The organism is Streptomyces sp. B6B3 (genome assembly GCF_039871525.1).
In the GTDB taxonomy this organism is placed as follows: domain Bacteria; phylum Actinomycetota; class Actinomycetes; order Streptomycetales; family Streptomycetaceae; genus Streptomyces.
On record NZ_JBDPLU010000001.1, the window covers coordinates 1 to 25,248 of the forward strand.

17 protein-coding genes and 2 rRNA genes are annotated in these 25,248 nt (G+C 73.1%); 12 read left to right on the forward strand and 7 right to left on the reverse strand.

The window, feature by feature from the left end; genetic code table 11:
• A 23S ribosomal RNA gene (locus tag ABGB06_RS00005) occupies positions 1 to 101 on the forward strand; the annotation flags it as partial.
• Positions 102 to 161: 60 nt separating this feature from the next.
• Positions 162 to 278, forward strand: a 5S ribosomal RNA gene (gene rrf, locus ABGB06_RS00010).
• A 136-nt stretch (positions 279 to 414) separates the two neighbouring features.
• Here rrf and ABGB06_RS00015 read toward each other — a convergent pair.
• The 5 genes from ABGB06_RS00015 to ABGB06_RS00035 form a co-directional block, all read right to left on the reverse strand.
• Complete coding sequence (locus ABGB06_RS00015; RefSeq protein ID WP_347584386.1) at positions 415 to 1,722, reverse strand: DUF58 domain-containing protein; 1,308 nt, start codon at positions 1,720 to 1,722, stop codon at positions 415 to 417.
• A gap of 15 nt (positions 1,723 to 1,737) precedes the next feature.
• Positions 1,738 to 2,703 (reverse strand): MoxR family ATPase, encoded by a 966-nt coding sequence (locus tag ABGB06_RS00020; protein WP_347584388.1) that lies wholly within the window; start codon positions 2,701 to 2,703, stop codon positions 1,738 to 1,740.
• 64 nt (positions 2,704 to 2,767) lie between these two features.
• Entirely contained in the window at positions 2,768 to 4,081 is a 1,314-nt protein-coding gene (locus tag ABGB06_RS00025) for a DUF4350 domain-containing protein (protein WP_347584390.1), read from the reverse strand.
• A complete protein-coding gene (locus ABGB06_RS00030) occupies positions 4,078 to 4,818 on the reverse strand; it encodes a DUF4129 domain-containing protein (protein WP_347584391.1) in 741 nt (246 codons plus the stop codon). Before ABGB06_RS00030 ends, ABGB06_RS00025 begins: the two co-directional genes overlap by 4 nt.
• A gap of 4 nt (positions 4,819 to 4,822) precedes the next feature.
• Complete coding sequence (locus ABGB06_RS00035) at positions 4,823 to 6,220, reverse strand: glycerophosphoryl diester phosphodiesterase membrane domain-containing protein (RefSeq protein ID WP_347584393.1); 1,398 nt, start codon at positions 6,218 to 6,220, stop codon at positions 4,823 to 4,825.
• A gap of 357 nt (positions 6,221 to 6,577) precedes the next feature.
• Here ABGB06_RS00035 and mtrA point away from each other — a divergent pair, with 357 nt between their 5' ends.
• The 6 genes from mtrA (at position 6,578) to ABGB06_RS00065 (ending at position 13,663) form a co-directional block, all read left to right on the forward strand.
• Positions 6,578 to 7,255, forward strand: coding sequence for a two-component system response regulator MtrA (gene mtrA / locus ABGB06_RS00040; RefSeq protein ID WP_347584395.1), 678 nt, complete (start codon positions 6,578 to 6,580; stop codon positions 7,253 to 7,255).
• A gap of 1 nt (position 7,256) precedes the next feature.
• On the forward strand, positions 7,257 to 9,068 hold the full coding sequence (mtrB, locus tag ABGB06_RS00045; protein WP_347584397.1) for an MtrAB system histidine kinase MtrB: 1,812 nt from the start codon (positions 7,257 to 7,259) through the stop codon (positions 9,066 to 9,068).
• Positions 9,058 to 10,962, forward strand: coding sequence for an LpqB family beta-propeller domain-containing protein (locus ABGB06_RS00050; protein WP_347584399.1), 1,905 nt, complete (start codon positions 9,058 to 9,060; stop codon positions 10,960 to 10,962). Before mtrB ends, ABGB06_RS00050 begins: the two co-directional genes overlap by 11 nt.
• Positions 10,963 to 11,059: 97 nt before the next feature.
• The gene (locus ABGB06_RS00055) at positions 11,060 to 11,740 is read left to right on the forward strand and encodes a ComF family protein (protein ID WP_347584401.1); all 681 of its coding nucleotides are present in this window, start codon (positions 11,060 to 11,062) and stop codon (positions 11,738 to 11,740) included.
• Between the two features lie 315 nt (positions 11,741 to 12,055).
• Complete coding sequence (raiA, locus tag ABGB06_RS00060; RefSeq protein WP_347584403.1) at positions 12,056 to 12,748, forward strand: ribosome-associated translation inhibitor RaiA; 693 nt, start codon at positions 12,056 to 12,058, stop codon at positions 12,746 to 12,748.
• A 141-nt stretch (positions 12,749 to 12,889) separates the two neighbouring features.
• Positions 12,890 to 13,663 (forward strand): response regulator transcription factor, encoded by a 774-nt coding sequence (locus ABGB06_RS00065; protein ID WP_347584405.1) that lies wholly within the window; start codon positions 12,890 to 12,892, stop codon positions 13,661 to 13,663.
• A 10-nt stretch (positions 13,664 to 13,673) separates the two neighbouring features.
• Here ABGB06_RS00065 and ABGB06_RS00070 read toward each other — a convergent pair whose 3' ends face one another.
• Positions 13,674 to 14,915: a crosslink repair DNA glycosylase YcaQ family protein gene (locus ABGB06_RS00070; RefSeq protein ID WP_347584407.1), complete on the reverse strand. Its 1,242-nt coding sequence runs from the start codon at positions 14,913 to 14,915 to the stop codon at positions 13,674 to 13,676.
• A 144-nt stretch (positions 14,916 to 15,059) separates the two neighbouring features.
• Here ABGB06_RS00070 and secA point away from each other — a divergent pair, with 144 nt between their 5' ends.
• Positions 15,060 to 17,918 (forward strand): preprotein translocase subunit SecA, encoded by a 2,859-nt coding sequence (gene secA / locus ABGB06_RS00075; protein ID WP_347584409.1) that lies wholly within the window; start codon positions 15,060 to 15,062, stop codon positions 17,916 to 17,918.
• Between the two features lie 91 nt (positions 17,919 to 18,009).
• On the opposite strand, the gene ABGB06_RS00080 is transcribed toward secA, so the two are convergent.
• Positions 18,010 to 18,432: an Rv3235 family protein gene (locus ABGB06_RS00080; protein ID WP_347584411.1), complete on the reverse strand. Its 423-nt coding sequence runs from the start codon at positions 18,430 to 18,432 to the stop codon at positions 18,010 to 18,012.
• Positions 18,433 to 18,599: 167 nt separating this feature from the next.
• Here ABGB06_RS00080 and ABGB06_RS00085 point away from each other — a divergent pair, with 167 nt between their 5' ends.
• From ABGB06_RS00085 to ABGB06_RS00095, 3 genes are all read left to right on the forward strand, one after another.
• Positions 18,600 to 19,103, forward strand: a complete 504-nt coding sequence (locus ABGB06_RS00085) for a hypothetical protein (RefSeq protein WP_347584413.1) — start codon at positions 18,600 to 18,602, stop codon at positions 19,101 to 19,103.
• 176 nt (positions 19,104 to 19,279) lie between these two features.
• Positions 19,280 to 19,987 carry an HAD family hydrolase gene (locus ABGB06_RS00090; protein WP_347584415.1) on the forward strand — a complete coding sequence of 236 codons (708 nt, stop codon included), beginning with the start codon at positions 19,280 to 19,282 and terminating at the stop codon, positions 19,985 to 19,987.
• A 231-nt stretch (positions 19,988 to 20,218) separates the two neighbouring features.
• Positions 20,219 to 25,201 carry an NAD-glutamate dehydrogenase gene (locus ABGB06_RS00095; protein WP_347584417.1) on the forward strand — a complete coding sequence of 1,661 codons (4,983 nt, stop codon included), beginning with the start codon at positions 20,219 to 20,221 and terminating at the stop codon, positions 25,199 to 25,201.
• The last annotated feature ends 47 nt before the right edge of the window (positions 25,202 to 25,248 follow it).

Genomic DNA, 25,248 nt, shown 5'->3' on the forward strand with positions numbered 1-25,248 from the left:
GGGGGTAAGGCCCCCGGAAGACGACCGGGTTGATAGGCCAGGGATGGAAGCCCTGTGAGGGGTGGAGTTGACTGGTACTAATAGGCCGAGGGCTTGTCCGCAGATGCTCGCGTCCACTATGACTTTTTCGCCGACTGTGGCATGACCTTTTTTGGGTTTGTGCCGGTGGTCATGGCGGGAGGGAAACGCCCGGTTACATTCCGAACCCGGAAGCTAAGCCTCCCAGCGCCGATGGTACTGCATGGGGGACCGTGTGGGAGAGTAGGTCACCGCCGGACTATTTTTGATGATGGGTGTGGTCCCACCAGGTAACTCTGGTGGGACCACACCCATTTCTGCGTTCTTGTCGACGCCCTTTCAGTTCTCCCGCTGTTCGTTGTCGCCTGCCGGTGGAACCTGCCCCGCGGGCGCCCGTCAGAGCTTTCCGGCCGCCTTGAGGCGGAGGTAGGCGTCGGCGAGCGCCGGCGGGAGTTCCGGCGGCGGAGCCTCGACCACGACCGAGCCGTGCCGGCGCAGCCGGGCCATGGTGTCGCGGCGTTCCGCCTCGTGTTGGGCCGCGGCCGCCGCCTCGTAGACGCCCGCGACCGTGCCCCGGGTGCCGGCCATCTCCGCGATCCGCGGATCGCCCACCGAGGCCACCAGCACCGCATGACGGCGCGTCAGCCTCGGCAGCACCGGCAGCAGTCCGCTCTCCGCCGGAGCCGCGTCCAGGCCCGTGAACAGCACCACCAGGCTGCGGCGCGGCGCCGCGGCCATCGCCGCCGCGGCCAGGGCGTGTGTGTCCGTCTCGACCAGCTCCGGCTCCAACGGCGTCAGCGCCCGGACCATCGCCGGCAGCAACTCGCCCCCGGTGCGGCCCCGCACGCTCGCGCGCACCCGGCGGTCGAACGCCAGCAGGTCGACCCGGTCGCCGGCCTGGGAGGCCAGCGCGGTCAACAGCAGCGCCGCGTCCATCGCCGCGTCCAGCCGGGGCACGTCCCCGACCCGGCCGGCCGAGGTGCGTCCGGTGTCCAGGACCAGCAGCAGGTGACGGTCGCGCTCCGGCCGCCAGGTGCGGACGGCGACCGTGGACTGTCGGGCCGTCGCGCGCCAGTCGATGGAGCGCACGTCGTCGCCCGGCACGTAGTCCCGCAGGCTGTCGAACTCCGTGCCCTCACCCCGCGTCAGCACCGTGGTGCGGCCGTCGAGTTCCCGCAGTCTGGCCAGCTTCGCCGGCAGGTGCCGTCGGCTGGTGAACGGCGGCAGCACCCGGATCGTCCACGGGACGTCATGGCTGCCCTGCCGGGCCGCGAGGCCCAGCGGTCCGTGCGAGCGGACGGTGACGCGCACCGCCCGATGGTCGCCGCGCCGGCCGGGGCACAGTTCGGTCGTCACCCGGCGCCGCTCGCCGGCCGGGACCGTCAGACGGTGCCGGGAGGCGGCGTAGGACGTGCCGGACCGCCAACTGCTGGGCGGCCAGGCGTCCCGTAGCTCAGCGGAGAGCGGACGCCCCGAGGGGTTGGTGACGGTCAGGTGCACCCGCGCCGTGTCACCCAGCCGGACGGCCTCGGCGCCGCCGCGCTCGAACCGGAGGCCGCGGACCGGCGCGGCCAGCGCCAGGTCGCACAGCACGGCGGCGAGCAGCGGCACGGCCACCGCGATGAGGCCGTGCCAGCCGGGCAGCAGGCCGACGACCAGCGCGCCGAGCGCCGCGAGCAGGGCGGTGCGTCCGCTGAGTGCCATCGTGAGGACCCGCCGTCAGCGCGGCACGGGAACGTGCGCCAGCAGACCGGTCAGCACGCCGTCCGGCGTGACGCCCTCCATCTCCGCCTCGGGGCGCAGCCGCACCCGGTGCCTGAGCGTGGGCAGCGCCAGCGCCTTCACGTCGTCGGGGATGACGAACTCGCGGCCCGACAGCCAGGCCCAGGCGCGCGAGGCGGCCAGCAGGGCCGTGGCGCCGCGCGGTGAGGCGCCGAGCGACAACGAGGGCGAGTCGCGGGTGGCCCGGCAGAGGTCGACCACGTAGCCGGTGACCTCCGGAGAGACGGTGACCTTCGCGACCGCGGCCCGGGCCCCCGCCAGCTCCGCGGCGCCCGCGACGGGCCGCACGCCCGCGGCCCCGAGGTCGCGCGGGTCGAAGCCGGCCGCGTGCCGGGCGAGCACGTCGATCTCCTGCTGGCGGCTGGGCAGCGGCAGGTTGAGCTTCAGCAGGAAACGGTCCAGCTGGGCCTCGGGCAGCGGGTAGGTGCCCTCGTACTCCACCGGGTTCTGCGTCGCGGCGACCATGAACGGGTCGGGCAGCGGCCGTGGCTCACCCTCCACGGAGACCTGGCGCTCCTCCATCGCCTCCAGGAGCGACGCCTGGGTCTTGGGCGGGGTGCGGTTGATCTCGTCGGCCAGCAGCAGGTTCGTGAAGACGGGCCCGGCCTGGAAGGAGAACTCGGCGCTGCGGGCGTCGTAGACGAGCGACCCGGTGACGTCGCTGGGCATCAGGTCGGGCGTGAACTGCACGCGCTTGGTGTCCAGTTCCAGCGCCGTGGCGAGGGCCCGCACCAGCAGCGTCTTGGCGATGCCCGGCACGCCCTCGAGCAGCACGTGGCCGCGGCAGAGCAGGGCGACGACCAGGCCGGTGACGGCGGCGTCCTGGCCGACGACGGCCTTGCCGATCTCGCCGCGCAGGGCCTCCAGGGCGGCGCGCGGGCTTCCATCTGTTGGGGCGGTCACGGTCGGCGGTCCTTGTCTGTCGCGTGTCTGTCGGTGCGGAGGGCTGCTGCCGGGGCTCCCCAGGCTACGGGCCGGCGGGGTGCGGTGGTCCGGACGCGGCGGGGGCGACGCGTCGCTCCAGCGCGTCCAGGTCGTCGGCGAGCCGGACCAGGGCCGCGTCGTCGGGCGGCGGAGGGCCGAACAGCAGCGCGTGCACCACGGCCGGATCCCGGCCGGCGCGGGCGGCCACCGCCGAGGGCAGCTGTTCCGGGGCGTGCGCGGCGCGGGGCGGGACGCCGACGAGCGGCGCCAGCCGGGTGCGGGCCGCGGCCCGGAGTGCCTCGGCCGCGCGGTCCCGGGCCCTGGTCTGGTGGTAGAGCCGGGCCCGGCCCTCGGTGGTCTCCGCGGCCCGCACCGTGACGGGGAGCCGCTCGGTGACGACCGGGCCCAGCCGGCGGCCACGCCAGAGCGCGGCGAGGGCGGCGGCCACGCCGAGCTGCAGGGCGGCCCAACGCCATCCGGGGTCGAGGAGGTTGACCAGGCCCTCGGAGTCCTCGTCGGGCGGCACGTCGCCGGGCGCCGGGAGATACCAGACGAGATGGGGCCGGGAGCCCAGGAGGTTGAGGGCCAGGGCGGCGTTGCCGTGCTCGTCGAGGCTCTCGTTGTACAGGATGTCGGGGGAGCCGAGCAGCACGGTGTCGCCGCCCGCGCCGGCGTCCAGGGCGAGCAGGGTCGGCAGCGGCACCGGGGAGTCGGCCAGGGGGTAGCAGGCGAAGGGCGTCGAGGGGGGCAGCGGCTCGCCCACGAGATAGCCGTGGCCGCCGAGTTCGACGCTGCCGACGTCCCGGCCGAGCCGTCGGCCGTCGGCGGTGTTGGCCGCGCAGGCCGGCGCCAACTCGCTCGCCGGAACCGGGTCGCTGGCGCCGACACCCGGCGCGAAGACGTCGACCACCGACTGGTCGGCGGCGACCAGCAGTGTCCCCCCGCCGCTGCCCCGGGTGGCCTCCCGGAGATCCCGCAGCTGTCGTTCGGTGACCGCGTCGGGGCGGGCCACCAGCAGGGTGGTGTCCGGGCCGGCAGCGGCGGCCGCCGCGGCGGCGGTGGAGACCAGGGTGGTGGTGACCCCGCGCTCCGCGAGCAGCTCGGCCACGGCCCGGCTGCCGTGCGGGGTGGCGGAGCGGGGGTGCAGGCTGCCGTCCTCGCCGGCGGAGAACAGGGCGATGATCAGGCCGGCCAACACCAGGATCGCGGCGGCCACGAGCAGGCCGCGGCCGCGCCGCCAGAGCTGGCGGGCGTCGGGCGAGACGGCGGTGGGCGCGGCCGGCGGCCCGTCCGTCCCCGGGCCCGACCCGTCCGGGACCGGGCCGTCCCGCACGGTGTCGACGGCGGGCGCGCTCATGAGGCCGCCGGGCGGGTCGTGGTCAGATCGGGCTTGCTGTGCTGCTGCCGCTCGTCCAGCTCCCGCAGCCGGTCGTAGTCGGCCTGGCCGGCCGGTCGGCCGCCGTAGGTGACCTCGTCGAAGGTGTGGGCGGCGGCGCGCAGCTCGGCGGCCAGCCCTGGCAGCGCCCGGCCCGCCTCGGCGGCGGCCTCGTCGGCGGTGCGGCCCGGGCGCGGTTCGAGCAGCACGCGTTCCTCCAGGGCTCTGACCACGGCCCGCAGCCGCTCCTGTACCGCCTGGTCCCAGCGCGCCCCGCGGGCGTGCTCGGCCGCCGCGGCGCGGTGCTCGGCGGCGCTGCGCGGCCGGTCGGTGAACAGCGGCGCCCGCGGCGGACCGGCGGCGGTCCGGAGGGCGCCGAGCCGCATCCGCAGCGCGACGATCAGGCCGACCGCCAGGACGAGGATGAGGAGCAGCCCGAGCCAGCCGCCCGGGGTGTTGAAGGCGGCGGACTCCAGGGCGCCGAACACGTGCTCCCAGACCCAGTTCCAGACGCGCCGCACGGGGCCCGGCTCGTGCTCGGCGTACATCGGCTTGTTCAGCTCGCGCTCGGCGGCCTCCCGCGCGGCGTCGCGACCCACCTCGACCGGCGGCCCCGGCTCGTCCGACCCCCGGGCGGCGGGCACGGCGGCGACCAGGGAGGACACCGGGTCGACGACCCGGGCGCCGACCAGCGCGGCGCCCTCCGCCAGGGGCGGCATGCCGTCAGCCTCCCGGATGCCCCGGCTGGCCGGGGTGACCCGGTTGCCCCGGCTGGCCCGGGTATCCGGGGTGTCCGGGATATCCCGGGTAGCCGAGCGGGCCGGCGGGTCCGGGGACGGTCGGGCTGTCGAGCCCGGCCGCGCGGGCCAGCTCCAGGTCCAGTGCCTCGCGCCTGATCCGTTGGTCGATGTAGAGCAGGGCGGTGACCCCGGCGCTGATCGGCAGGGTGATGGTGGAGGAGATCACCGCGCCGATGCCGGAGATGACGAGATAGGTCCAGGTCAGCTCGTCGACCGAACCCTCGAAGAAGCTGTCCGCGCCCTGTCCCGCGGCGATCCCGGCGATGACGGAGACGGGGAACTCGATGATGCCGGCGACGATCGTGAGCAGCACGAGGATCAGCAGCTGGATGCCGAAGACCCGCCACCAGGAGCCGCCGACCAGCCTCCAGGACCGGCGCATCGCCTCCTTCACGCCCTGCCGCTCCAGCATCAGGGCGGGTGCCGCGAGGGAGAACCTGACCCACAGCCAGACCGCCAGCACGATGCCGCCGAGCACGCCGAGCACGGCCAGGGCGAAGCCGCCCACCAGGGCGGTGAGCAGGGTGGGCACGGCGACGGCGAGGGCGGCGACGAGCGGCACGAGCAGCACCAGGCCGAGCAGCCGCGGCAGCCGGCTGCGCGAGTCCTGCCAGGCCTCGGCCATCGTGACGCTGCGGCCGAGGACCGCGCGGCTGACGACGATGGTGAGCATGGCCGTGGCCAGGGCGGTGCCGAGCAGGGTGACGATGCTGGCCACGGAGAAGAACGCGAAGAGGTCGGCGAGCGCCGACCGCACCTCCGTCTCCGTGGGCGACGGGTTGTCCTCCAACGCGGCGAGCCCCGAGCTGTCGCTGAGCCAGATGCGCATCGCGATCGTGGAGATCAGCTGGGTGACCACGGCGACGCCCAGCGCTATCGCGAGCACCGTGCGCCAGTGGGCCCGGGCCATGGAGACCGCGCCGTCGAGGATCTCGCCGACGCCCAGGGGGCGGAGCGGGATGACGCCGGGCTTGGCGGCGAGCAACTGCGGCTGCCACGCGCCCCAGCCCTGCGGCTGGCCGCCCCACCCCTGCTGCTGGCCCGGCCAGCCCCAGCCGGCGGGTGGCTGGCCACCCCAGCCGCCCGGCGCCGGTGCGGCCGGTGGCTGTCCCGGTGGTTGGCCGGGGGGCGGGGACGCCGCCTGCGACGGCTGGTCCGGCGTCTTGTCCAGGGTGGGGCCCGGCGGCCGTTCCGGCTGCTGGCCCGGCGCCTGGTCCGGCTGCTGGGGGGACGGGGCGTCGCGTTCGCCGCCCCGCGGCTCGTTCGCGCCGTCCTCCGGCGGTGGCGATCCGGGCGACGCCCAGCCCGGCGAGTCGCTCACGATGGTCTCCTAGTCGGGATGCGGCCGTCGGCGCCCGCGCGGCCGGGGGGCCGCGCGCGTCGCTCTCGGTGTCTCCTCTACCCCTGGTTCGCTACTTGGTGCGTTTCGCTGGTCGCTTGTTCAACGGAAAGGTGGCGCCCATCGTGCCATGGCGGTAGGACAGGGCCGGCGGAAGTCGCGGTGTGCGGCCCGGGCCCCTGGATTTCGCCCACCGGGACCGGGCGGGCACACTGTGCGAATGGCCGAAATCGCGCCGCTCGGCGCGCGCGGTGCCCTCAGTTGACCGGGTAACCCCGGGGAAGTGTGTTCCAAGTCACGTTCGACAACGTCACGATCAGGTAATGGGATGATGAAGGCATGAAGGGACGCGTACTCGTCGTCGATGACGACACCGCGCTGGCGGAGATGCTCGGCATCGTGCTGCGGGGCGAGGGGTTCGAGCCGTCGTTCGTAGCCGACGGGGACAAGGCCCTGGCCGCCTTCCGCGAGATCAAGCCGGATCTGGTGCTGCTGGATCTGATGCTCCCGGGGCGGGACGGCATCGAGGTGTGCCGGCTCATCCGCGGCGAGTCCGGGGTGCCGATCGTGATGCTCACCGCGAAGAGCGACACGGTGGACGTCGTGGTGGGCCTGGAGTCGGGCGCCGACGACTACATCGTCAAGCCGTTCAAGCCCAAGGAGCTCATCGCCCGGATCCGGGCGCGGCTGCGGCGCTCCGAGGAGCCGACGCCCGAGCAGCTGGCCATCGGCGACCTGGTGATCGACGTCGCCGGGCACTCGGTCAAGCGGGGCAGCCAGGCCATCTCGCTGACGCCGCTGGAGTTCGACCTGCTGGTCGCGTTGGCGCGCAAGCCCTGGCAGGTCTTCACCCGCGAGGTGCTGCTCGAACAGGTGTGGGGCTATCGGCACGCGGCGGACACCCGACTGGTGAACGTCCACGTGCAGCGGCTGCGTTCCAAGGTGGAGAAGGACCCGGAGCGCCCCGAGATCGTGGTCACCGTCCGCGGCGTCGGGTACAAGGCAGGGTCCAGCTGAGGTGACCGACCGGCTGTGGCGGCACGGCTCCCGGCTGCTGCCCGAGGGCGCCGCGGGTGGCCGGGCGCAGCCTGCCATCCGGATCTTCGGCCGCTGGGCCCGTGGCCCGCTGCTCTCCGTCATGCGGCTGTGGCGGCGGAACATCCAGCTGCGCGTGGTGGCCAGCACCCTGCTGCTGTCGATGACGGTGGTGCTGGTGCTCGGCGTGGTGGTGATCGGCCAGGTGCGCAACGGGCTGCTGGAGGCCAAGCGGCAGACGGCCCAGAGCCAGGCCGGCGGCGGCTTCGCGGTCGCCGAGGACCTGGCCCGTGACCCCGAGGAGGCCCCGGACGCCGCGGCCGGACAGATGACGGACCCGGGTCAGTGGGTGACCGACGTCGTGGGGCGGCTCGCCAGCGGCGGGCAGGGCGTCTACTCGGTGGCGGCGCTCAGCTCCAGCTATGCCACGACGTTCCCCGGGGACGATGTGGCGGCGCCGCGCGGGCCGCGCTCGTCCCCCGACCTGCAGCCGGAGGCGAGCATCTCCGCGGAGCTGCGGGCCGCGGTGGACAGCAGCAACGCGGACCCGCACTGGCAGTACGGCATGATCGTCCGGCAGGACGGCAGCACCGAGTCGGCGCTGATCATCGGCAAGCGGGTGCCGGACAACCAGGGCAACTACTACCAGCTGTACTACCTCTTCCCGTTCACCCAGGAGGAGAAGTCGCTCGGCCTGGTCACCACGACCATCGCCACCGCCGGCCTCTTCGTGGTGGTGCTGCTGTGCGCCATCGCCTGGCTGGTCGTGCGCCAGGTGGTCACCCCGGTGCGGATGGCCGCCCGGATCGCCGAGCGGCTGGCTGCCGGACATCTGCGGGAGCGGATGAAGGTGAGCGGCGAGGACGACATCGCCCGGCTCGGTGAGTCGTTCAACAAGATGGCGCGCAACCTCCAGCAGAAGATCCTGGAGCTGGAGGCGCTGTCCCGGATGCAGCGGCGCTTCGTCTCCGACGTCTCGCACGAGCTCCGCACCCCGCTGACCACGGTGCGGATGGCCGCGGACGTCATACACGAGTCGCGCGGCGAGTTCGATCCGGCCACGGCGCGTTCGGCGGAGCTGCTGCTCAGCCAGCTCGACCGGTTCGAGTCGCTGCTGGCCGACCTGCTGGAGATCAGCCGGTTCGACGCGGGCGCGGCCCATCTGGAGGCCGAGCTGACCGATCTGCGGGACGTGGCGCAGCGGGTGGTCGAGGGCGCGGAGCCGTTGGCCGAGCGCCGGGGCAGCCGGCTGCTGATCAGGGGCGACACCCGGCCCGTGATGGCCGAGGTCGATCCCCGGCGCATCGAGCGGGTGGTGCGCAACCTCGTGGTCAACGCGATCGAGCACGGCGAGGGCGGCGACATCGTGGTGCGGCTGGCGGCCAGCCGGGACGGCGGCTCCGTGGCCATCGCGGTGCGCGACCACGGCATCGGGCTGCGGCCCGGCGAGGCCGAGCGGGTCTTCAACCGGTTCTGGCGCGCCGACCCGGCGCGGGCCCGCACCACGGGCGGCACCGGACTCGGCCTGTCCATCGCCGTGGAGGACGCCCACCTGCACGGCGGGCGGCTGGAGGCGTGGGGCGAGCCGGGTGGCGGGGCGCAGTTCCGGCTGACGCTGCCGCGGGTCGCGGGCGGGGTGCTGCGCGGCTCGCCGCTGCCGCTGGAGCCGAGCGACTCCCGGGGCCGCCGGGCGGCGCTGGCCGGGAGCATCCCGGCGCAGTCGGGGGCGGTCTCGGCGCCCGCCGGCGGCGAGCCGGCCCTGGACGGAAGCAGAGAGGGCGGCCATGAGGGCTGAGGGGACACGAGGGACGGCGTCGGGCGCCGCGACGAGGGGCGCGCCGCGCCGCCGCCGCGCCTGGCGGCCGCGCCGTGGCGCCGCGCTGCTGGTCTCGGCGGGGCTGCTGCTGACCGGCTGCGCCTCGATGCCGGGCAGCGGCCCGGTGCAGCAGGCGGACTCCGCGGAGCTCTCGGAGGGCGAGTCGCAGGTGCGGGTCTTCGGCGTGCCGCCGGAGGACGACGCCCCGCCGCAGGACATCGTGCGCGGCTTCCTGGAGGCGGTCACCAGCGACGAGGCGGACTTCGAGACCGCGAAGCGGTACCTCACCCCGGAGCGGCGCGGGGACTGGGACCCGTTCCACGGCACGATGGTGCTGTCGTCCGGGCCGAACTTCGAGCAGTCGGTCAGCGAGCCGGGCCTGGAGGGCGGCGGGGAGACCTTCCGGGTCGAGATCAGCGGCACCCAGCTGGCGGCTGTGGACTCGTCGCGGGTGTACGCGCCGCAGAACGGCATGCCCTACGAGGCCTCGTTCGAGCTGCGGCTGGTGGACGGCCAGTGGCGCATCGACGACCTGCCGGCCGGCCTGGTGATGGCCGAGGCGGACTTCCGCCGGATCTACCGGCCGGTCGACGCCTACTACTTCGCGGACCTCGGGCCCGAGACCAGCCGGGTCACCAGGGGTGACGACGTGCTGGTCGCCGACCCGATCTACGTGCGCCGCTGGATAGACCCGATATCCGAGCTGGTGGACACGCTCCTGGACGGGCCGAGCGGCTGGTTGGACCCGGTGGTCAACACGGCCTTCCCCGAGGGCGTGACGATGGCGCAGGGGGAGGAGCCGGAGATCGACGAGTCCGGCCACCTGAGCGTGCGCCTGGCCGGCGTGCCGCGCGACGACTGGTCGACCGCCCAGTGCGAGCGGATGGGCGCCCAGCTGCTGCATTCGGTCGAGGTGCTGGCCTCGGTGGAGCTGGTCGAGGCCCGACTGGCCAACGAGGCGGGCACGCTGCTGTGCGAGCTGACCCGGACCCAGGCGGGCGCCTACGCGCCCGGGCTGCTGGACGGCGAGACCGAACAACCCTACTTCCTGGACGGGGACCAGCATCTGGTGACGGTCGAGCCGCAGGACGACGCCGAGCCGGTGGCGCTGTCCGGGCCGCTGAGCCGCGACGAGGTCGCGTTGCGGTCGGCCGCGGTCAGCCGCAACGAGGACTGGGCCGCCGGGGTCTCCGCGGACGGCTCCTCGCTCTACGTCGCGCCGCTCTTCGGCGGTGACGCGCTGTCCGAGCCCGTGTACCAACGTGAGTTGACCGGCCCCGACGATCCCGGCCTGACCGCGCCGAGCTGGGACGGCCTGGGCGACCTGTGGTTCGCCGACCGCGACCCGGTCGAGGGACAGCAGCTGCTGCTGCTCCGCAGCGGCTCCGGCGAACCCCAGGAGATCCCGGTCACCGGGCTGCGCCCCGACCAGCAGATCGAGGCGCTGCGGGTGGCCTCCGACGGGGTGCGGATCGCGATGCTGGTCACGGAGGGCGAGCAGACCACGCTGCAACTGGGCCGGATCGAACGCAGCGGGGCGGGCGACGACCGGGTGGTGACCGTGGACGACCTGCGGCGGCTGGCGCCGCAGCTGGAGAACGTCGCGGCGGCCTCCTGGGCCGGCGGCAGCCAGCTGATGGTGGTGGGCCGGCCGGCGGACGGCGTGGAGGGATGGCAGTCCGTCGCCACGGACGGTTCGCTGGCCATCACCCCGACCATGCCGGGACTCAACGACGTCACCGGGATCGCCGACGCCGAGGACGAGCGGAAGCCACTGCTGGCGGAGACGGCGGACGGCATCGCGAGGCTCGGCGACGACTCCCAGTGGAAGCTCGTCAGTGAGGACGGCACCGGGCCGTTCTATCCCGGCTGACCTGCCCGGCTGACCTCGCGCGCTGAGCTGGGCCGGCGCTCCGAGTGCACCCGTTCGGGGGTCGCGCCGCCGGCCGTGGGTGGGCCACGGTGGTGCCATGCGGGGATGGTGGCGGGAGATCCGCGGACTGGTGCTGCCGACGGCCTGTGCCGGGTGCGGCGCGGGGCACGAGGTGCTGTGCGAGGGCTGCCGGCGGATGCTGTGCGCCGGCCCGGCGCGCCGGGTGCGGCCGTCGCCCGAGCCGCCCGGGCTGCCTCCGGTCTTCGCCGCGGCGGGCTACGCCGACATGGCCCGGGCCGTGCTGCTGGCCCACAAGGAGCGGGGGATGCTGGCGCTGGCCGCGCCGCTGGGCCGGGCGCTGGCGGTGAGCGTGCGAGCGGCGTGCGCCGCCGGCGGGGCCGTGGGCGTCGCGGCGGAGCTGAGCCTGGTGCCCGTGCCCTCGGCCCGGGCCTCGGTCGCCCGGCGCGGGCACGATCCGGTGCGCCGCGTCGCGCTGGCGGCGGCCGGTGCGTTGCGCGCCGAGGGCCGGCCGGCCCGGGTGCGCGCGGTGCTGCGGCAACGACGCCGGGTCACCGACCAGTCCGGGCTCACCGCGGCGCAGCGGCTGGCGAACCTGTCGGGCGCGCTCGCGGCTCCGCCCGGGGCCCTGGCGGGCGCGGGTCCCGTGCTGCTGGTGGACGACCTGGTCACCACCGGCGCCTCGCTCACCGAGGCGGCCAGGGCGGTGCGGGCCGCGGGCGGCCGGCTGTTCGGGGCGGCCGTGGTGGCCGGTGGATGAGAATGATGCGGGTATACGGGCCGGTAAGGATGCCGACACTCACCCGTTCGAGGTAGTTTCGGAACTAGACGCGATACCACTATCGCCGCAAAAGTGCATATGAGACGCCTACCGCAGGTTCAACGCTGGCGCACGACATCGTCGTCGTTCCCGCCGATTTCGGTGGGGTGGCGATCTTCTCGCTGGGGGAGAAGGAGGTGAAAGCCGCAACCCGAGGTAGCGCCGGGTGAGCGCCGGTGAACGCTCCCCGGCACGACTGCACCAAAGGAGGCGCTCCGCCGCCTCGGCGGAGCACGTCCGGGAACGGAGTTCTGCGTGGACATCGTCGTCAAGGGCCGCAAGACCGAAGTGCCGGAACGGTTCCGGCGGCACGTGGCCGAGAAGCTCAAGCTGGAGAAGATCCAGAGGATCGACGGCAAGGTGACCCGTCTGGACGTGGAGGTGTCCAAGGAGCACAACCCCCGCCAGGCCGACCGTTCCGACCGGGTGGAAATCACGCTTCGGCACCGCGGTCCGGTGGTGCGGGCGGAGGCGTCGGCTGCCGACCCGTACGGAGCCCTGGACCTCGCTGTGGAGAAGCTGGAGTCCCGGCTTCGTCGGCAGCACGACAAGCGCCGCAGCCGCCGCGGTCGCGGCCGCATCCCGGCCAGCGAGGTCGGCGACGTGGTTCGTGACGCCGCCCCGATCAACGGCCACGACCTGAGCTTCCCGAGGACCGAGTCCCGCACCGCACCGCCGGTGCGCCACATCGGCAGCCTGGAGGTCCAGGGCGACGGGCCGCTGGTGGTCCGGGAGAAGACCCATGCGGCGGCGCCCATGTCGCTCGATCAGGCGCTGTACGAGATGGAGTTGGTCGGACACGACTTCTTCCTCTTCGTCGACTCCGAGACCAAGCTGCCCAGCGTCGTCTACCGGCGCCACGCGTACGACTACGGCGTCATCCGCCTGGAGGCCGACCCGCTCGCCGAGTCCGAGCCGCAGGGCGCTGGTGGAGCCCTGGGAGCCTGACATCCGCCCGTCAACCCCTGGTCGGACTCGGCGCCGGCCAGGGGTTGTCATGGAATTATGAGGCGTGCCAACGCGCGTCACGCGCTTCTCTGTTGGTGAGCGCTTCGGTTGGTGAGGCTTCGGCGGGTAGGGGGATGACGGATGGTGGACGGCTTCGGGCCAACGATGCCCCGGACGCTGCCCCGGGGTGATCTGGGGCGTGCCGCCGAGCCCGCCCGGCCGGGGGAGGGACACGCCGGCTCCGCACGCGAGCCGATCCGGGTGCTGGTGGTGGACGACCACGAGCTCTTCCGGCGGGGGTTGGAGATCGTGCTGGCCCAGGAGGAGGACATCCAGGTCGTCGGCGAGGCGGGCGACGGCGCCGAGGCGGTGGAGAAGGCCGCCGACCTGCTGCCCGACATCGTGCTGATGGACGTGCGGATGCCCCGACGCGGCGGCATCGAGGCGTGCACCTCCATCAAGGAGGTGGCGCCGAGCGCGCGGATCATCATGCTGACGATCAGCGACGAGGAGGCCGACCTCTACGACGCGATCAAGGCGGGCGCCACCGGCTACCTGTTGAAGGAGATCTCCACCGACGAGGTGACGGCGGCGATCCGGGCAGTGGCGGACGGCCAGTCGCAGATCAGCCCGTCGATGGCGGCGAAGCTGCTCACCGAGTTCAAGTCGATGATCCAGCGCACGGACGAGCGCCGGCTGGTGCCCGCCCCCAAGCTGACCGACCGGGAGATGGAGGTGCTCAAGCTGGTGGCCACGGGTCGGAACAACCGGGACATCGCCAAGGAGCTCTTCATCAGTGAGAACACCGTGAAGAACCACGTACGCAACATCCTTGAGAAGCTCCAGCTGCACTCGCGGATGGAGGCCGTGGTCTACGCGATGCGGGAGAAGATCCTGGACCTGGAGACCGGCTGATCCCGGCCGCTCAGTGGGCCGCCAGCGCCTCCGCGACCTCGGCCGTCAGCGCCTCGCGCAGCTCGGCCGGCGTGGTCAGGTCTATCCGGACGTCCTCGCAGTCCACCCAGCTCGCGGCCTCCACCAGGGCCCGCGCCATCGCGGGTATCGCCTTGGCGGCGCGCGTCTGCTCGCCCTCGAACGCGGCGTGCCGGGCGATCAGCGTGCGGCCCTCACGGGCGGGGTCCACCCGGCCGAGGAGTCGGCCGCCGGACAGCAGGGGCATCGCGAAGTATCCGTAGACCCGCTTGGGCCGCGGCACGTACGCCTCCAGGCGGTGGGTGAAGCCGAAGACACGCTCGGTGCGCGGGCGGTCCCAGACCAGCGAGTCGAACGGCGACAGCAGCGTGGTGCGGTGCCGGCCGCGGGGCGGCGTCTCCAGGGCCGCCGGGTCGGCCCAGGCCGGCTCTCGCCAGCCCTGCACCGACACCGGCACCAGACCCGTGTCGGGCAGCACGACGGCGACCTGGGCGCCGAGCAGCCGGTGGTAGTCGGCGAGATCGGCCCGGGTGGCCACGCCGAGCGCCGCACCGGCCTGGGCGACCAGGCGCCGCACGCACTCCCGGTCGTCGAGGTCGTCGTGGAAGAAGGGCTCGGGGATGGCCCGCTCGGCGAGGTCGTACACCCGCTTCCAGCCGCGCCGCTCCCGGCACACCACCTCGCCGGTGTCCAGCAGCCACTCCACCGCGATCTTGGTCTCCGACCAGTCCCACCAGGGCCCGCCCTTCTTCGCGCCGCCCAGCTCGGTGGCGGTCAGCGGGCCCTCCTCGGCGAGCTGCTTGCGCACCAGCGCCAGCGAGCGGTCGCGGTCGGCCAGCCGGTGCCAGCGGTGCCCCCGCGCCCGCCGGGCCCGGCGCCGGAACGCGAACAGCGGCCACTCCTCGACCGGCAGCACGCAGGCGGCGTGCGACCAGTACTCGAAGGACCCGTCGGAGCCGCCCGGCGTCCAGTACGCTCGCTCCACGGCGTCCCGGCCGACCGCACCAAGCCGCGCGTACGGCACCAGCTCGTGCGAGCGGGCCAGCACCGCGATCGTGTCCAGCTGCACCGCGCCCAGTCGGCGCAGCATCCCGCGCACGCCGGCTCGCCGATCGGGCGCGCCCAGCAGCCCCTGCGCGTGCAGGATGATCCGGCGGGCCTCGTCGGCGGATAGTGAGGCGGACGGTGCGGTGGCGGAAGCCCGGGTCGAGCGTGCGGCACGTGCGGCAGTCATGCGAGGGATCGTACGGCCGAGCACTGACAGTCGTCCCGGCGCTCGCATACCATGGCCGGTGCGGCGGGGCCACTCCGCCGCGTCCGCGCACCTACTCATGGCCCCCGGGGCCCTGCCTTCCGACCGGCAAGGAGACCAGTCCTCGTGTCCGTCTTCGACAAGATCATGCGCGCAGGTGAAGGCAAGATCCTTCGCCAGCTGCAACGCATCGCCAGGCAGGTGAACTCCATTGAAGAGGACTTCCTTGGTCTGTCCGACGCGGAGCTGGCGGCCCTGACCGACGAGTACAAGGAGCGGTACGCGGGGGGAGAGAGCCTGGACGACCTGCTGCCCGAGGCGTTCGCCACGGTCCGCGAGGCGGCCAAGCGGGTGCTGGGCCAGCGGCACTACGACGTCCAGCTGATGGGCGGTGCGGCGCTGCACCGGGGCTACGTGTCGGAGATGAAGACCGGTGAGGGCAAGACCCTCGTCGGCACCCTGCCGGCGTACCTGAACGCGCTGTCCGGCGACGGCGTGCACCTCATCACCACCAACGACTACCTGGCCCAGCGTGACTCCGAGTGGATGGGCCGGGTGCACCGGTTCCTCGGCCTCACGGTCGGCTGTATCCAGTCGGGCATGTCGCCGGCCAAGCGCCGCGAGCAGTACGGCTGCGACATCACCTACGGCACGAACAACGAGTTCGGCTTCGACTACCTGCGCGACAACATGGCGTGGTCGAAGGACGAGTTGGTGCAGCGCGGCCACAACTACGCGATCGTCGACGAGGCCGACTCGATCCTCATCGACGAGGCCAGGACGCCGCTGATCATCTCCGGACCGGCCGACCAGGCGACCAAGTGGTACGCGGACTTCGCCAAGCTGGTGAAGCGCCTGGAGCGGGGCGAGCCGGCCGTCCCCAGCCGCCAGGAGCCGGAGACGGGCGACTACGACGTCGACGAGAAGAAGCGCACCGTCGCCATCCACGACGCGGGTGTGGGCAAGGTCGAGGACTGGCTGGGCATCGACAACCTCTACGAGTCGGTCAACACCCCGCTGGTCGGATACCTCAACAACGCCATCAAGGCCAAGGAGCTCTACAAGGCCGACAAGGACTACGTCGTCCTGGACGGCGAGGTCGTGATCGTCGACGAGCACACCGGCCGCATCCTGGCCGGTCGCCGGTACAACGAGGGCATGCACCAGGCGATCGAGGCCAAGGAGGGCGTCAAGATCAAGGACGAGAACCAGACGCTCGCCAAGATCACCCTGCAGAACTACTTCCGCCTCTACGCGAAGCTCGCCGGCATGACCGGTACGGCGATGACCGAGGCCGCCGAGCTGCACCAGATCTACAAGCTCGGCGTCGTGCCCATCCCGACCAACGAGCCGCTGGCCCGCCTCGACCAGGCCGACCTCATCTACCGCACCGAGGTCGCCAAGTTCGCCGCGGTGGTCGAGGACATCGTCGAGAAGCACGAGTCGGGCCAGCCGGTGCTGGTCGGCACCACCTCCGTGGAGAAGTCCGAGTACCTCTCCCAGCAGCTGAACAAGCGCGGCGTGCGGCACGAGGTGCTGAACGCCAAGAACCACGCCAGGGAGGCCGAGATCGTCGCGAAGGCCGGCCACCGGGGCGCGGTCACCGTGGCGACGAACATGGCCGGCCGCGGCACCGACATCAAGCTGGGCGGCGACCCGGAGAAGATCGCCGAGGCCGACCTGCGCGGCCGCGGCCTGGACCCGGTGGAGCACCAGGAGGAGTGGACGTCGTCCCTCCCGCAGGCGCAGGAGCGCGCCAAGAAGGCGGTCGCGGCCGAGTTCGAGGAGGTCAAGGAGCTCGGCGGGCTGTACGTGCTGGGCACCGAGCGGCACGAGTCGCGCCGCATCGACAACCAGCTGCGCGGCCGTTCGGGCCGGCAGGGCGACCCCGGCGAGTCGCGGTTCTACCTGTCGCTGGGCGACGACCTGATGCGGCTGTTCAAGGCGGGCATGGTCGAGCGCGTGATGTCCATGGCGAACGTGCCGGACGACGTGCCGATCGAGAACCGGATGGTCACCCGGGCCATCGCCTCCGCCCAGGGCCAGGTCGAACAGCAGAACTTCGAGATCCGCAAGAACGTCCTCAAGTACGACGAGGTGCTCAACCGGCAGCGCGAGGTCATCTACAGCGAGCGCCGCCGGGTCCTGGAGGGCGAGGACCTGCACGAGCAGATCCGGTACTTCATGGACGACACGATCGACGCGTACGTGCACGCGGAGACCGTGGAGGGCTTCGCCGAGGAGTGGGACCTGGACCGGCTGTGGGGCGCGTTCAAGCAGCTCTACCCGGTGCAGATGACCGTCGAGGAGCTGGAGGAGGAGGTCGGTGACCGGGAGGGCCTCACCCCCGAGTTCATCGCCGATTCCATCAAGGAGGACGTGCACAAGCAGTACGACAAGCGCGAGAAGGAGCTCGGCGCCGAGGTGATGCGGGAGCTGGAGCGGCGCGTGGTGCTGTCGGTGCTCGACCGGAAGTGGCGCGAGCACCTCTACGAGATGGACTACCTCCAGGAGGGCATCGGGCTGCGCGCGATGGCCCAGCGTGACCCCGTGGTGGAGTTCCAGCGCGAGGGCTTCGACATGTTCACCGCCATGATGGAGGGGATCAAGGAGGAGTCCATCGGCTACCTGTTCAACCTGGAGGTCCAGGTGGAGCGGCAGGTCGAGCAGGTGCCGGTGCAGGGCGGCGCCCAGCAGCCGGACCTGGCCAAGGGCGAGCCGAAGGAGCCGGCGCCGAGCCCGACCCCGGCGGCGGCCGGCGCCCGGCCGGCGATCCGGGCCAAGGGCCTGGAGCCGCCGAAGCGGGCCGACCGGCTGCACTTCTCCGCGCCCACGGTGGACAGCGCCGGTGGCGTCGTGGAGGGCGACTTCCAGGCGGAGGGCGCCAGCGCGGGCACGTCGAGCGGCTCGGGCGAGGCGCAGCCGGGCACGAGCCGCGCGGAGCGCCGCAAGGCCGCCCAGAAGGGCCGCCGCCGCAAGAAGTGACACAGCGGTGACACCCCCGGCGCGACCGGAGGGTGACCGGGGCCGGTGGCACGTGTGCCGCCGGCCCCGGCGTGTTCTCGGGTGGGCCGCGTCAGCGGACCGTGTCGAGCTCGACGGCCGCGCAGAGCCAACGGCCGGTGGTCGCGCGCTCCAGGCGGAACGCGAGGGCGCGGGTCCGGTCGCCGGTCGCGATGCGGGCGAACGCCTCGATCGCGTCCGGGCTCGGCCGGCAGACGCCCACGCTGCGCAGCACCGGCGCGCCGCGCCGGCCCGGCGGCGGCCGCAGCGGAGTGTCCGGCGCCAGGCGGCCCAGCTGCTCGTAAGCCCGGTCCCTGGCATGGCCGAGCAGCGCGTGCACCGGCCGCTGGCCGCTGAGCACCAGCAGCAGCTGCTGGGCGAACCACTCCTGCGGCGGCAGCGGGCGTCGCACCGTGCCGACCGTCCGCGCCGGGCGCCGCCCGTCGCGCCTGCCGGCCGGCGCGGCCGGCCCTGGTCCTCGGTTGCCCGTCCTCATATGACCTCCCCCGTCGGTCCCTGTCCACTGTGGCTACTCGCGAGTAACCAATGCGTAGGGTAATCAATCGGTCACGCGAAGGCAAGACTGGACCGGCCGCCGGGAGCCCGTATTCTTGGCCTCTCCACGGAGCCGGCAACGAGGCCGCGAGAGAAAGCTGCGAGTCGATGCGCGTCTACCTTCCCCTCACCCTCACCGCCCTCGCCGAACTGCACCGGAACGGCCGCTCGGGCCCGGCGCCGCTGACCGCCTACGCCGTCACCCCGGCGCTGCGCGAGTGGTATCGGGAGGGCAACCAGGAGGAGTTGGAGTACGCCGCGCTGAGCCGCGCCGCGCAGGCGTCGCTGCGGCTGCTGGCGATCGACCCCGTGGCGCCGCGGCGCCGCGTCGTGCTGGCCGCCGACGTGCCGGACCGTTCGGCGGTGGCCGATCCCGACCGGATGCTGGCGGCCGAGGCGCAGGGCGAGGTGCGGCTGACCGAGCCGGTCGAGGTGGCCACGGTGGCCTCCGTCCACGTCGACGGCGCCGAGGCGGAGCCGGACGTCGCCGCGGCGGCCGAGGCCCTGGCCGCGGCCGACCTGGGCGACGAGGACGCCCGCTTCACCGTGGACGGCGCCGCCGACCACGAACTGCTGTGGTACGCGGTCCAGGAGATCGACCAGTTGACCTGACCTGCCACACCTGATCCGTCCCACCTGGCCCGCCCTGCCCCACCTGACCTGTTCCCGACCCGACCCGACCCGACCCGATCCGACCTGGGCGGGTCCGCGCGGCCGCCGGCCGGCTCGCCCGCCGGTGCCACAAAATGCTTCGCCGTTGTCAGTGTCGCCCCTTACCGTCTGGAGGTATGGCCGCACCGACCTCCGCCCTCCGAGCCCACCTGGTCTGGGACTGGAACGGCACACTGCTCCACGACACCGACGTGGTGATCGAGGCCACCAACGCCTCGTTCGCCGAGATCGGGATAGCCCCGATCACCCTGGAGCGGTATCGGGAGTTGTTCTGCGTGCCCATCCCGCTCTTCTACGAGCGGCTGATCGGGCGGCTGCCCACCGACGAGGAGTGGGCCGTGATGGACGAGACGTTCCACCGGCACTACTTCGCCCGGGCCGAGACCGCCGGGCTCACCGACGGGGCCGCGGCGCTGCTGGCCGCCTGGCAGGACGCCGGCCAGACCCAGTCGGTGTGCTCGCTGGCCGAGCACGGGCGGCTCGGCCCCTGGCTCACCCGGCTCGGCATCGACCGGCACTTCGTGCGCGTCGACGGCAACACCGGCACGGGCAGCCTCAGCGGCAAGGCGGCCCAGATGGCCCGTCACCTCGACGCGCTGCACCGGATGCTGGACGGCCTGGACCCGGACCGCGCGGTGGTCATCGGGGACGCCACGGACGACGCGCGCGCCGCCGCGCAGGCGGGCGCGCGCGCCGTGCTCTACACCGGCGGCTCGCACAGCAGGCGCAGCCTGCTCAGCGCGGGGGTGCCGGTCGTGGACACCCTGGCCGAGGCCGTGGCCGTGGCCGGCGAGCTCCTCGGAGTGCGGGGAACCTCACGCTGACCTCCCCCTCCCGAACCCCGCGAGTCGGAGTAGTTTGGTGGGGTGATCAGTCCGACTGCGGTCTCCGCACCGGCCTGGCGCGGTGCCGCCTGCCCGTGTCCCGGCCCTTCGCTGGTCACTTCCCCCGGGAGCGGCTCGGCCGCGAGAGCACCCCTGGGGTGCCGAGTCCTGCCCGGTGACCGATCTCGACGTCACGCAACGGTGCGCGGCAACAGGAGCTAGAGACAGAGGATGCACACCAAACAGCTGGACGAAGCCAAGGCCAAACAGCTTGAGCGGGCCGCCACCGTGGCGGAACACGCGCAGCGAGCCGGGCATTCCGCCGACGGCATGGACGCCGCCACGCTCAGGACCTACCTCCAGCGTTACTACCTCTACGTGGCCCCAGAGGACCTGACCGAGCGGCAGCCGGAGGATCTGGCCGGCGCCGCCATCTCACACAGCAGGCTGGCCGCCCGGCGCCCGCAGGGCACGGCCAACGTGCGGGTCTACACCCCGACCGTCGACGAGATGGGCTGGACCTGCAGCCACACCGTCGTCGAGGTCGTCACCGACGACATGCCGTTCCTGGTGGACTCGGTCACCAACGAGCTGTCCCGGCAGGGACGCGCCATCCACCTCGTCATCCACCCCCAGGTCGTCGTGCGCCGCGACGTGACCGGCCGGCTGATCGAGGTACTGGACACCGGACTCGACCCCGACGGGCCGGCGGCCACCTCCTGCGACCCGGCCGAACTGCCGCCCGACGCCCTCGTCGAGGCATGGATCCATGTCGAGACGGACCGGGAGACCGACCGCGACGATCTGGCCCAGATCGAGGCCGACCTGCGCCGGGTGCTCGGCGACGTCCGGGAGGCGGTCGAGGACTGGCAGAAGATGCGCCACGCGGCGGTCAGCATCGCCGGGGGCCTGCCCGACGAGCCGCTCCCCGAGACCATCGCGGAGGCGGAGATCGCGGAGGCCGCCGAGCTGCTGGAGTGGCTGGCCGACGACCACTTCACCTTCCTCGGCTACCGCGAGTACGAGCTGGTGCGGGACGAGGACGGCGGCACCGACGACGCGCTGCGTCCGGTGCCCGGCACCGGGCTCGGCATCCTCCGCTCCGACCCCAGCCACGATCCGGGCGCGCCCCACCCCTCCGCCTCCGCCGCGTTCAGCCGGCTGTCCCCGTCCGCCAGGGCCAAGGCCCGCGAGCCGCAGCTGCTGATCCTCACCAAGGCCAACAGCCGCGCCACCGTGCACCGTCGCTCCTACCTCGACTACGTCGGCGTCAAGACGTTCGACGCCGCGGGCCGGGTGGTCGGGGAGCGGCGCTTCCTGGGGCTGTTCTCCGCCGCCGCCTACACCGAGTCGGTGCGGCGGATCCCGGTGGTCAGGCGCCGCGTCGCCCAGGTGCTGTCCGCGGCCGGGTTCGGGTCCGACAGCCACAGCGGCCGGGACCTGCTGCAGATCCTGGAGACCTACCCGCGCGACGAGCTGTTCCAGATCCCCGCGGAGCCGCTGCGGGCCATCGCCACCGCCGTGCTCCAGCTCCAGGAGCGCCGCCGGCTGCGGCTGTTCCTGCGGCAGGACGAGTACGGGCGGTACTACTCCGCGCTGGTGTACCTGCCGCGCGACCGGTACACCACCTCGGTGCGGCTCCGGCTGACCGAGATCCTCAGCGAGGAACTGGGCGGCACCAGCGTCGACTTCACCGCGTGGAACACCGAGTCGGTGCTGTCCCGGCTGCACTTCGTGGTCCGGGTGGAGCCGGGCACCGAGCTGCCCGAGCTGACCGAGGCCGAGACCGACCGCATCGAGGCGCGGCTGGCCGAGGCGTCGCGGTCCTGGACCGACGGCTTCGCGGAGGCGCTGCTCGCCGAATGCGGCGAGGAGCAGGCCGCCGAGCTCAGCCGGCGGTACCTGGAGGCGTTCCCCGAGGGCTACAAGGCGGACTTCTCGCCGCGCGCCGCCGTCGCCGACCTGCAGTACGTCATCGGGCTGCGGCCCGAGGGCGCGCCCGAGGAGGAGGGCCCGGACTTCGCGCTCAGCCTCTACGAGCCGGTCGGCGCCGGTCCCGAGGAGCGGCGGTTCAAGATCTACCGGACCGGGGAGCCGGTGTCGCTGTCCGCCGTGCTGCCGGTGCTGCACTGCCTCGGCGTGGAGGTCGTCGACGAGCGCCCGTACCTGCTGCGCCCCAACGGGGGATCCTCCGCCTGGATCTACGACTTCGGCCTGCGCATCCCCGAGGCGCTGACCAGGAACCTCGGCGGTGACGCCCGCGAGCGGTTCCAGGACGCCTTCGCCGCCGCCTGGACCGGGGCCGCGGAGAACGATGGCTTCAACGCCCTGGTGCTCTCGGCCGACCTCACCTGGCGGCAGGCGATGGTGCTGCGCGCCTACGCCAAGTACCTCTGGCAGGCCGGCGCCCGGTTCAACCGGGAGCGGATGGAGGCCACCCTCCGACGGAACCAGCACACCACCCGGCTGCTGGTGAAGCTCTTCGAGGCCCGGCTCGCGCCGCAGCGGCAGCACGCCGGCTCCGAGGTGACCGACGCGCTGCTGGCCGAGCTGGACGGCGCCCTGGAGGACGTGCTCAACCTCGACGAGGACCGCATCCTGCGGGCGTTCCTGACCGTCATCAAGGCCACCCTGCGCTGCAACTACTTCCAGCACGCCAGCGACGGGAAGCCGCACACCTACCTGTCCATGAAGCTCGACCCGCAGGCCATCCCCGACCTGCCCCAGCCGCGCCCGGCGTACGAGATCTGGGTGTACTCGCCGCGCGTCGAGGGGGTGCACCTGCGGTTCGGCAAGGTCGCCCGTGGCGGCCTGCGCTGGTCCGACCGCAGCGAGGACTTCCGCACCGAGATCCTGGGCCTGGTGAAGGCCCAGGAGGTGAAGAACACCGTGATCGTGCCGGTCGGCGCCAAGGGCGGCTTCGTCGCCAAGCGGCTGCCCGATCCGGGGGTCGACCGGGACGCCTGGCTGGCCGAGGGCGTCGCCTGCTACCGGACGTTCATCTCGGGACTGCTCGACCTCACCGACAACCTGGTGGAGGGCCGGGTGGTGCCGCCGGAGTCCGTGGTCCGGCACGACGGCGACGACACGTACCTGGTGGTGGCGGCGGACAAGGGCACCGCCTCGTTCTCCGACATCGCCAACGACGTCGCCGCCTCCTACGACTTCTGGCTCGGCGACGCGTTCGCCTCGGGCGGCTCCGCCGGTTACGACCACAAGGGCATGGGCATCACCGCCCGCGGCGCCTGGGAGTCCGTCAAACGGCACTTCCGCGAGCTCGGGCACGACACCCAGGCCCAGGACTTCACGGTCGCCGGCATCGGCGACATGTCCGGCGACGTCTTCGGCAACGGCATGCTGCTCTCCGAGCACATCCGGCTGCTCGCCGCCTTCGACCACCGGCACGTCTTCCTCGACCCCACCCCGGACGCGGCCGCCTCCTACGCCGAGCGGCGTCGGCTGTTCGAGCTGCCGCGGTCCTCCTGGGCCGACTACGACCAGAGCCTGATCTCCAAGGGCGGCGGCGTCTACCCACGCAGCGCCAAGTCCATCCCCCTGTCCCCGCAGGTCCGCCAGGCCCTCGGCATCAGCTCCGGCATCACCATGCTGACCCCGGCCGAGCTGATGCAGGCGATCCTGAAGGCCCCGGTCGACCTGCTGTGGAACGGCGGTATCGGCACGTACGTGAAGTCCGCGGCGGAGACGCACGCCGAGGCCGGCGACAAGGCCAACGACGCCATCCGCGTCAACGGCCGGGACCTGCGGGCCAAGGTCGTCGGCGAGGGCGGCAACCTCGGCCTGACCCAGCGCGGCCGCATCGAGTACGCCGAGGCCGGCGGCCGGTGCAACTCCGACGCGATCGACAACAGCGCGGGCGTGGACACCTCCGACCACGAGGTGAACATCAAGATCCTGCTGAACGCGGTGGTCGCCGCCGGCGACCTCACCGTCAAGCAGCGGAACTCCCTGCTCGCCGGGATGACCGACGAGGTCGCGGCCCTCGTGCTGCGGAACAACTACGCCCAGAACGTGGCGCTGGCCAACGCCCAGACCACCGCGCCCGGGCTGATCCTGGCGCACCAGCGGCTGATCCGGCGGCTGACCGAGGAGGAGCGCCTCGACCGGGACCTGGAGTTCCTGCCCTCCGACGACGAGATCGTGGAGCGGCGCGGACTCGGCAAGGGCCTGACCCAGCCGGAGCTGGCGGTGCTGCTGGCGTACGCCAAGCTCACGGTGACCGCCGAGCTGGTCGACACCGAGCTGCCCGACGACCCGTACGTCGAGCGGCTGCTGCGGGCGTACTTCCCGACCGATCTGCGGGACCGTTTCATCGGGCAGATGGAGAGTCACGCGCTGCGCCGCGAGATCATCACCACGCTGCTGGTCAACGACACGGTCAACGTCGGCGGTTGCTCGTTCGTCCACCGGATGGGCGAGGAGACGGGCGCGGTGGTGGAGGAGATCGTGCGGGCGCACACCGCGTCCCGGGCGATCTTCGGCCTGGCCGAGATCTGGGACACCGCGGAGCGGCTGGACAACGACGTGGCGGCCCCGGTGCTGACCAGGATCCGGCTGCACGCCAGGCGGCTGGTCGAGCGCGGCGCCCGTTGGCTGCTGAACAACCGCCCGCAGCCGCTGCGGCTGACCGAGACGATCGAGCTGTTCGGCGACCGGGTCGGGCAGGTCTGGGCCGAGCTGCCGAAGCTGCTGCGCGGCCAGGACCGGGAGTGGCACGGCAAGCTGCACGACGAGCTGGTGGCGAGCGGCGTCCCGGACGACCTGGCCCAGCAGGTGGCCGGCTTCTCCGCGGTCTTCCCGGCGCTGGACATCGTCGCCGTCGCCGACCGCACGGACCGTCCGCTGCTGGACGTCGCCGAGGTGTACTACCACCTGGGCGACCAGCTCGGCATCTCGCAGCTGCAGGATCGAATCAGCGAGCTGCCGCGCGCCGACCGGTGGCAGTCCATGGCACGCACCGCGATCCGCGAGGACCTGTACGCGGCGCACCAGCTGATCACCGCCGACGTGCTGGCCGCGGCGGACCAGGACGCCGGACCCGAGGAGAGCTACGCCGCCTGGTCGCGGCGGAACGCGGCGATCCTCGGCCGGGCCCGGGCGACGCTCCGGGAGATCCAGTCGTCCGACTCGTTCGACCTGGCCAACCTCTCGGTGGCGATGCGCACCATGCGCACGCTGCTCCGGACCAACCGCTAGCCGCCAGAACGAGGCCGACGGCCCGCCCGCGCATCGCGCGGGCGGGC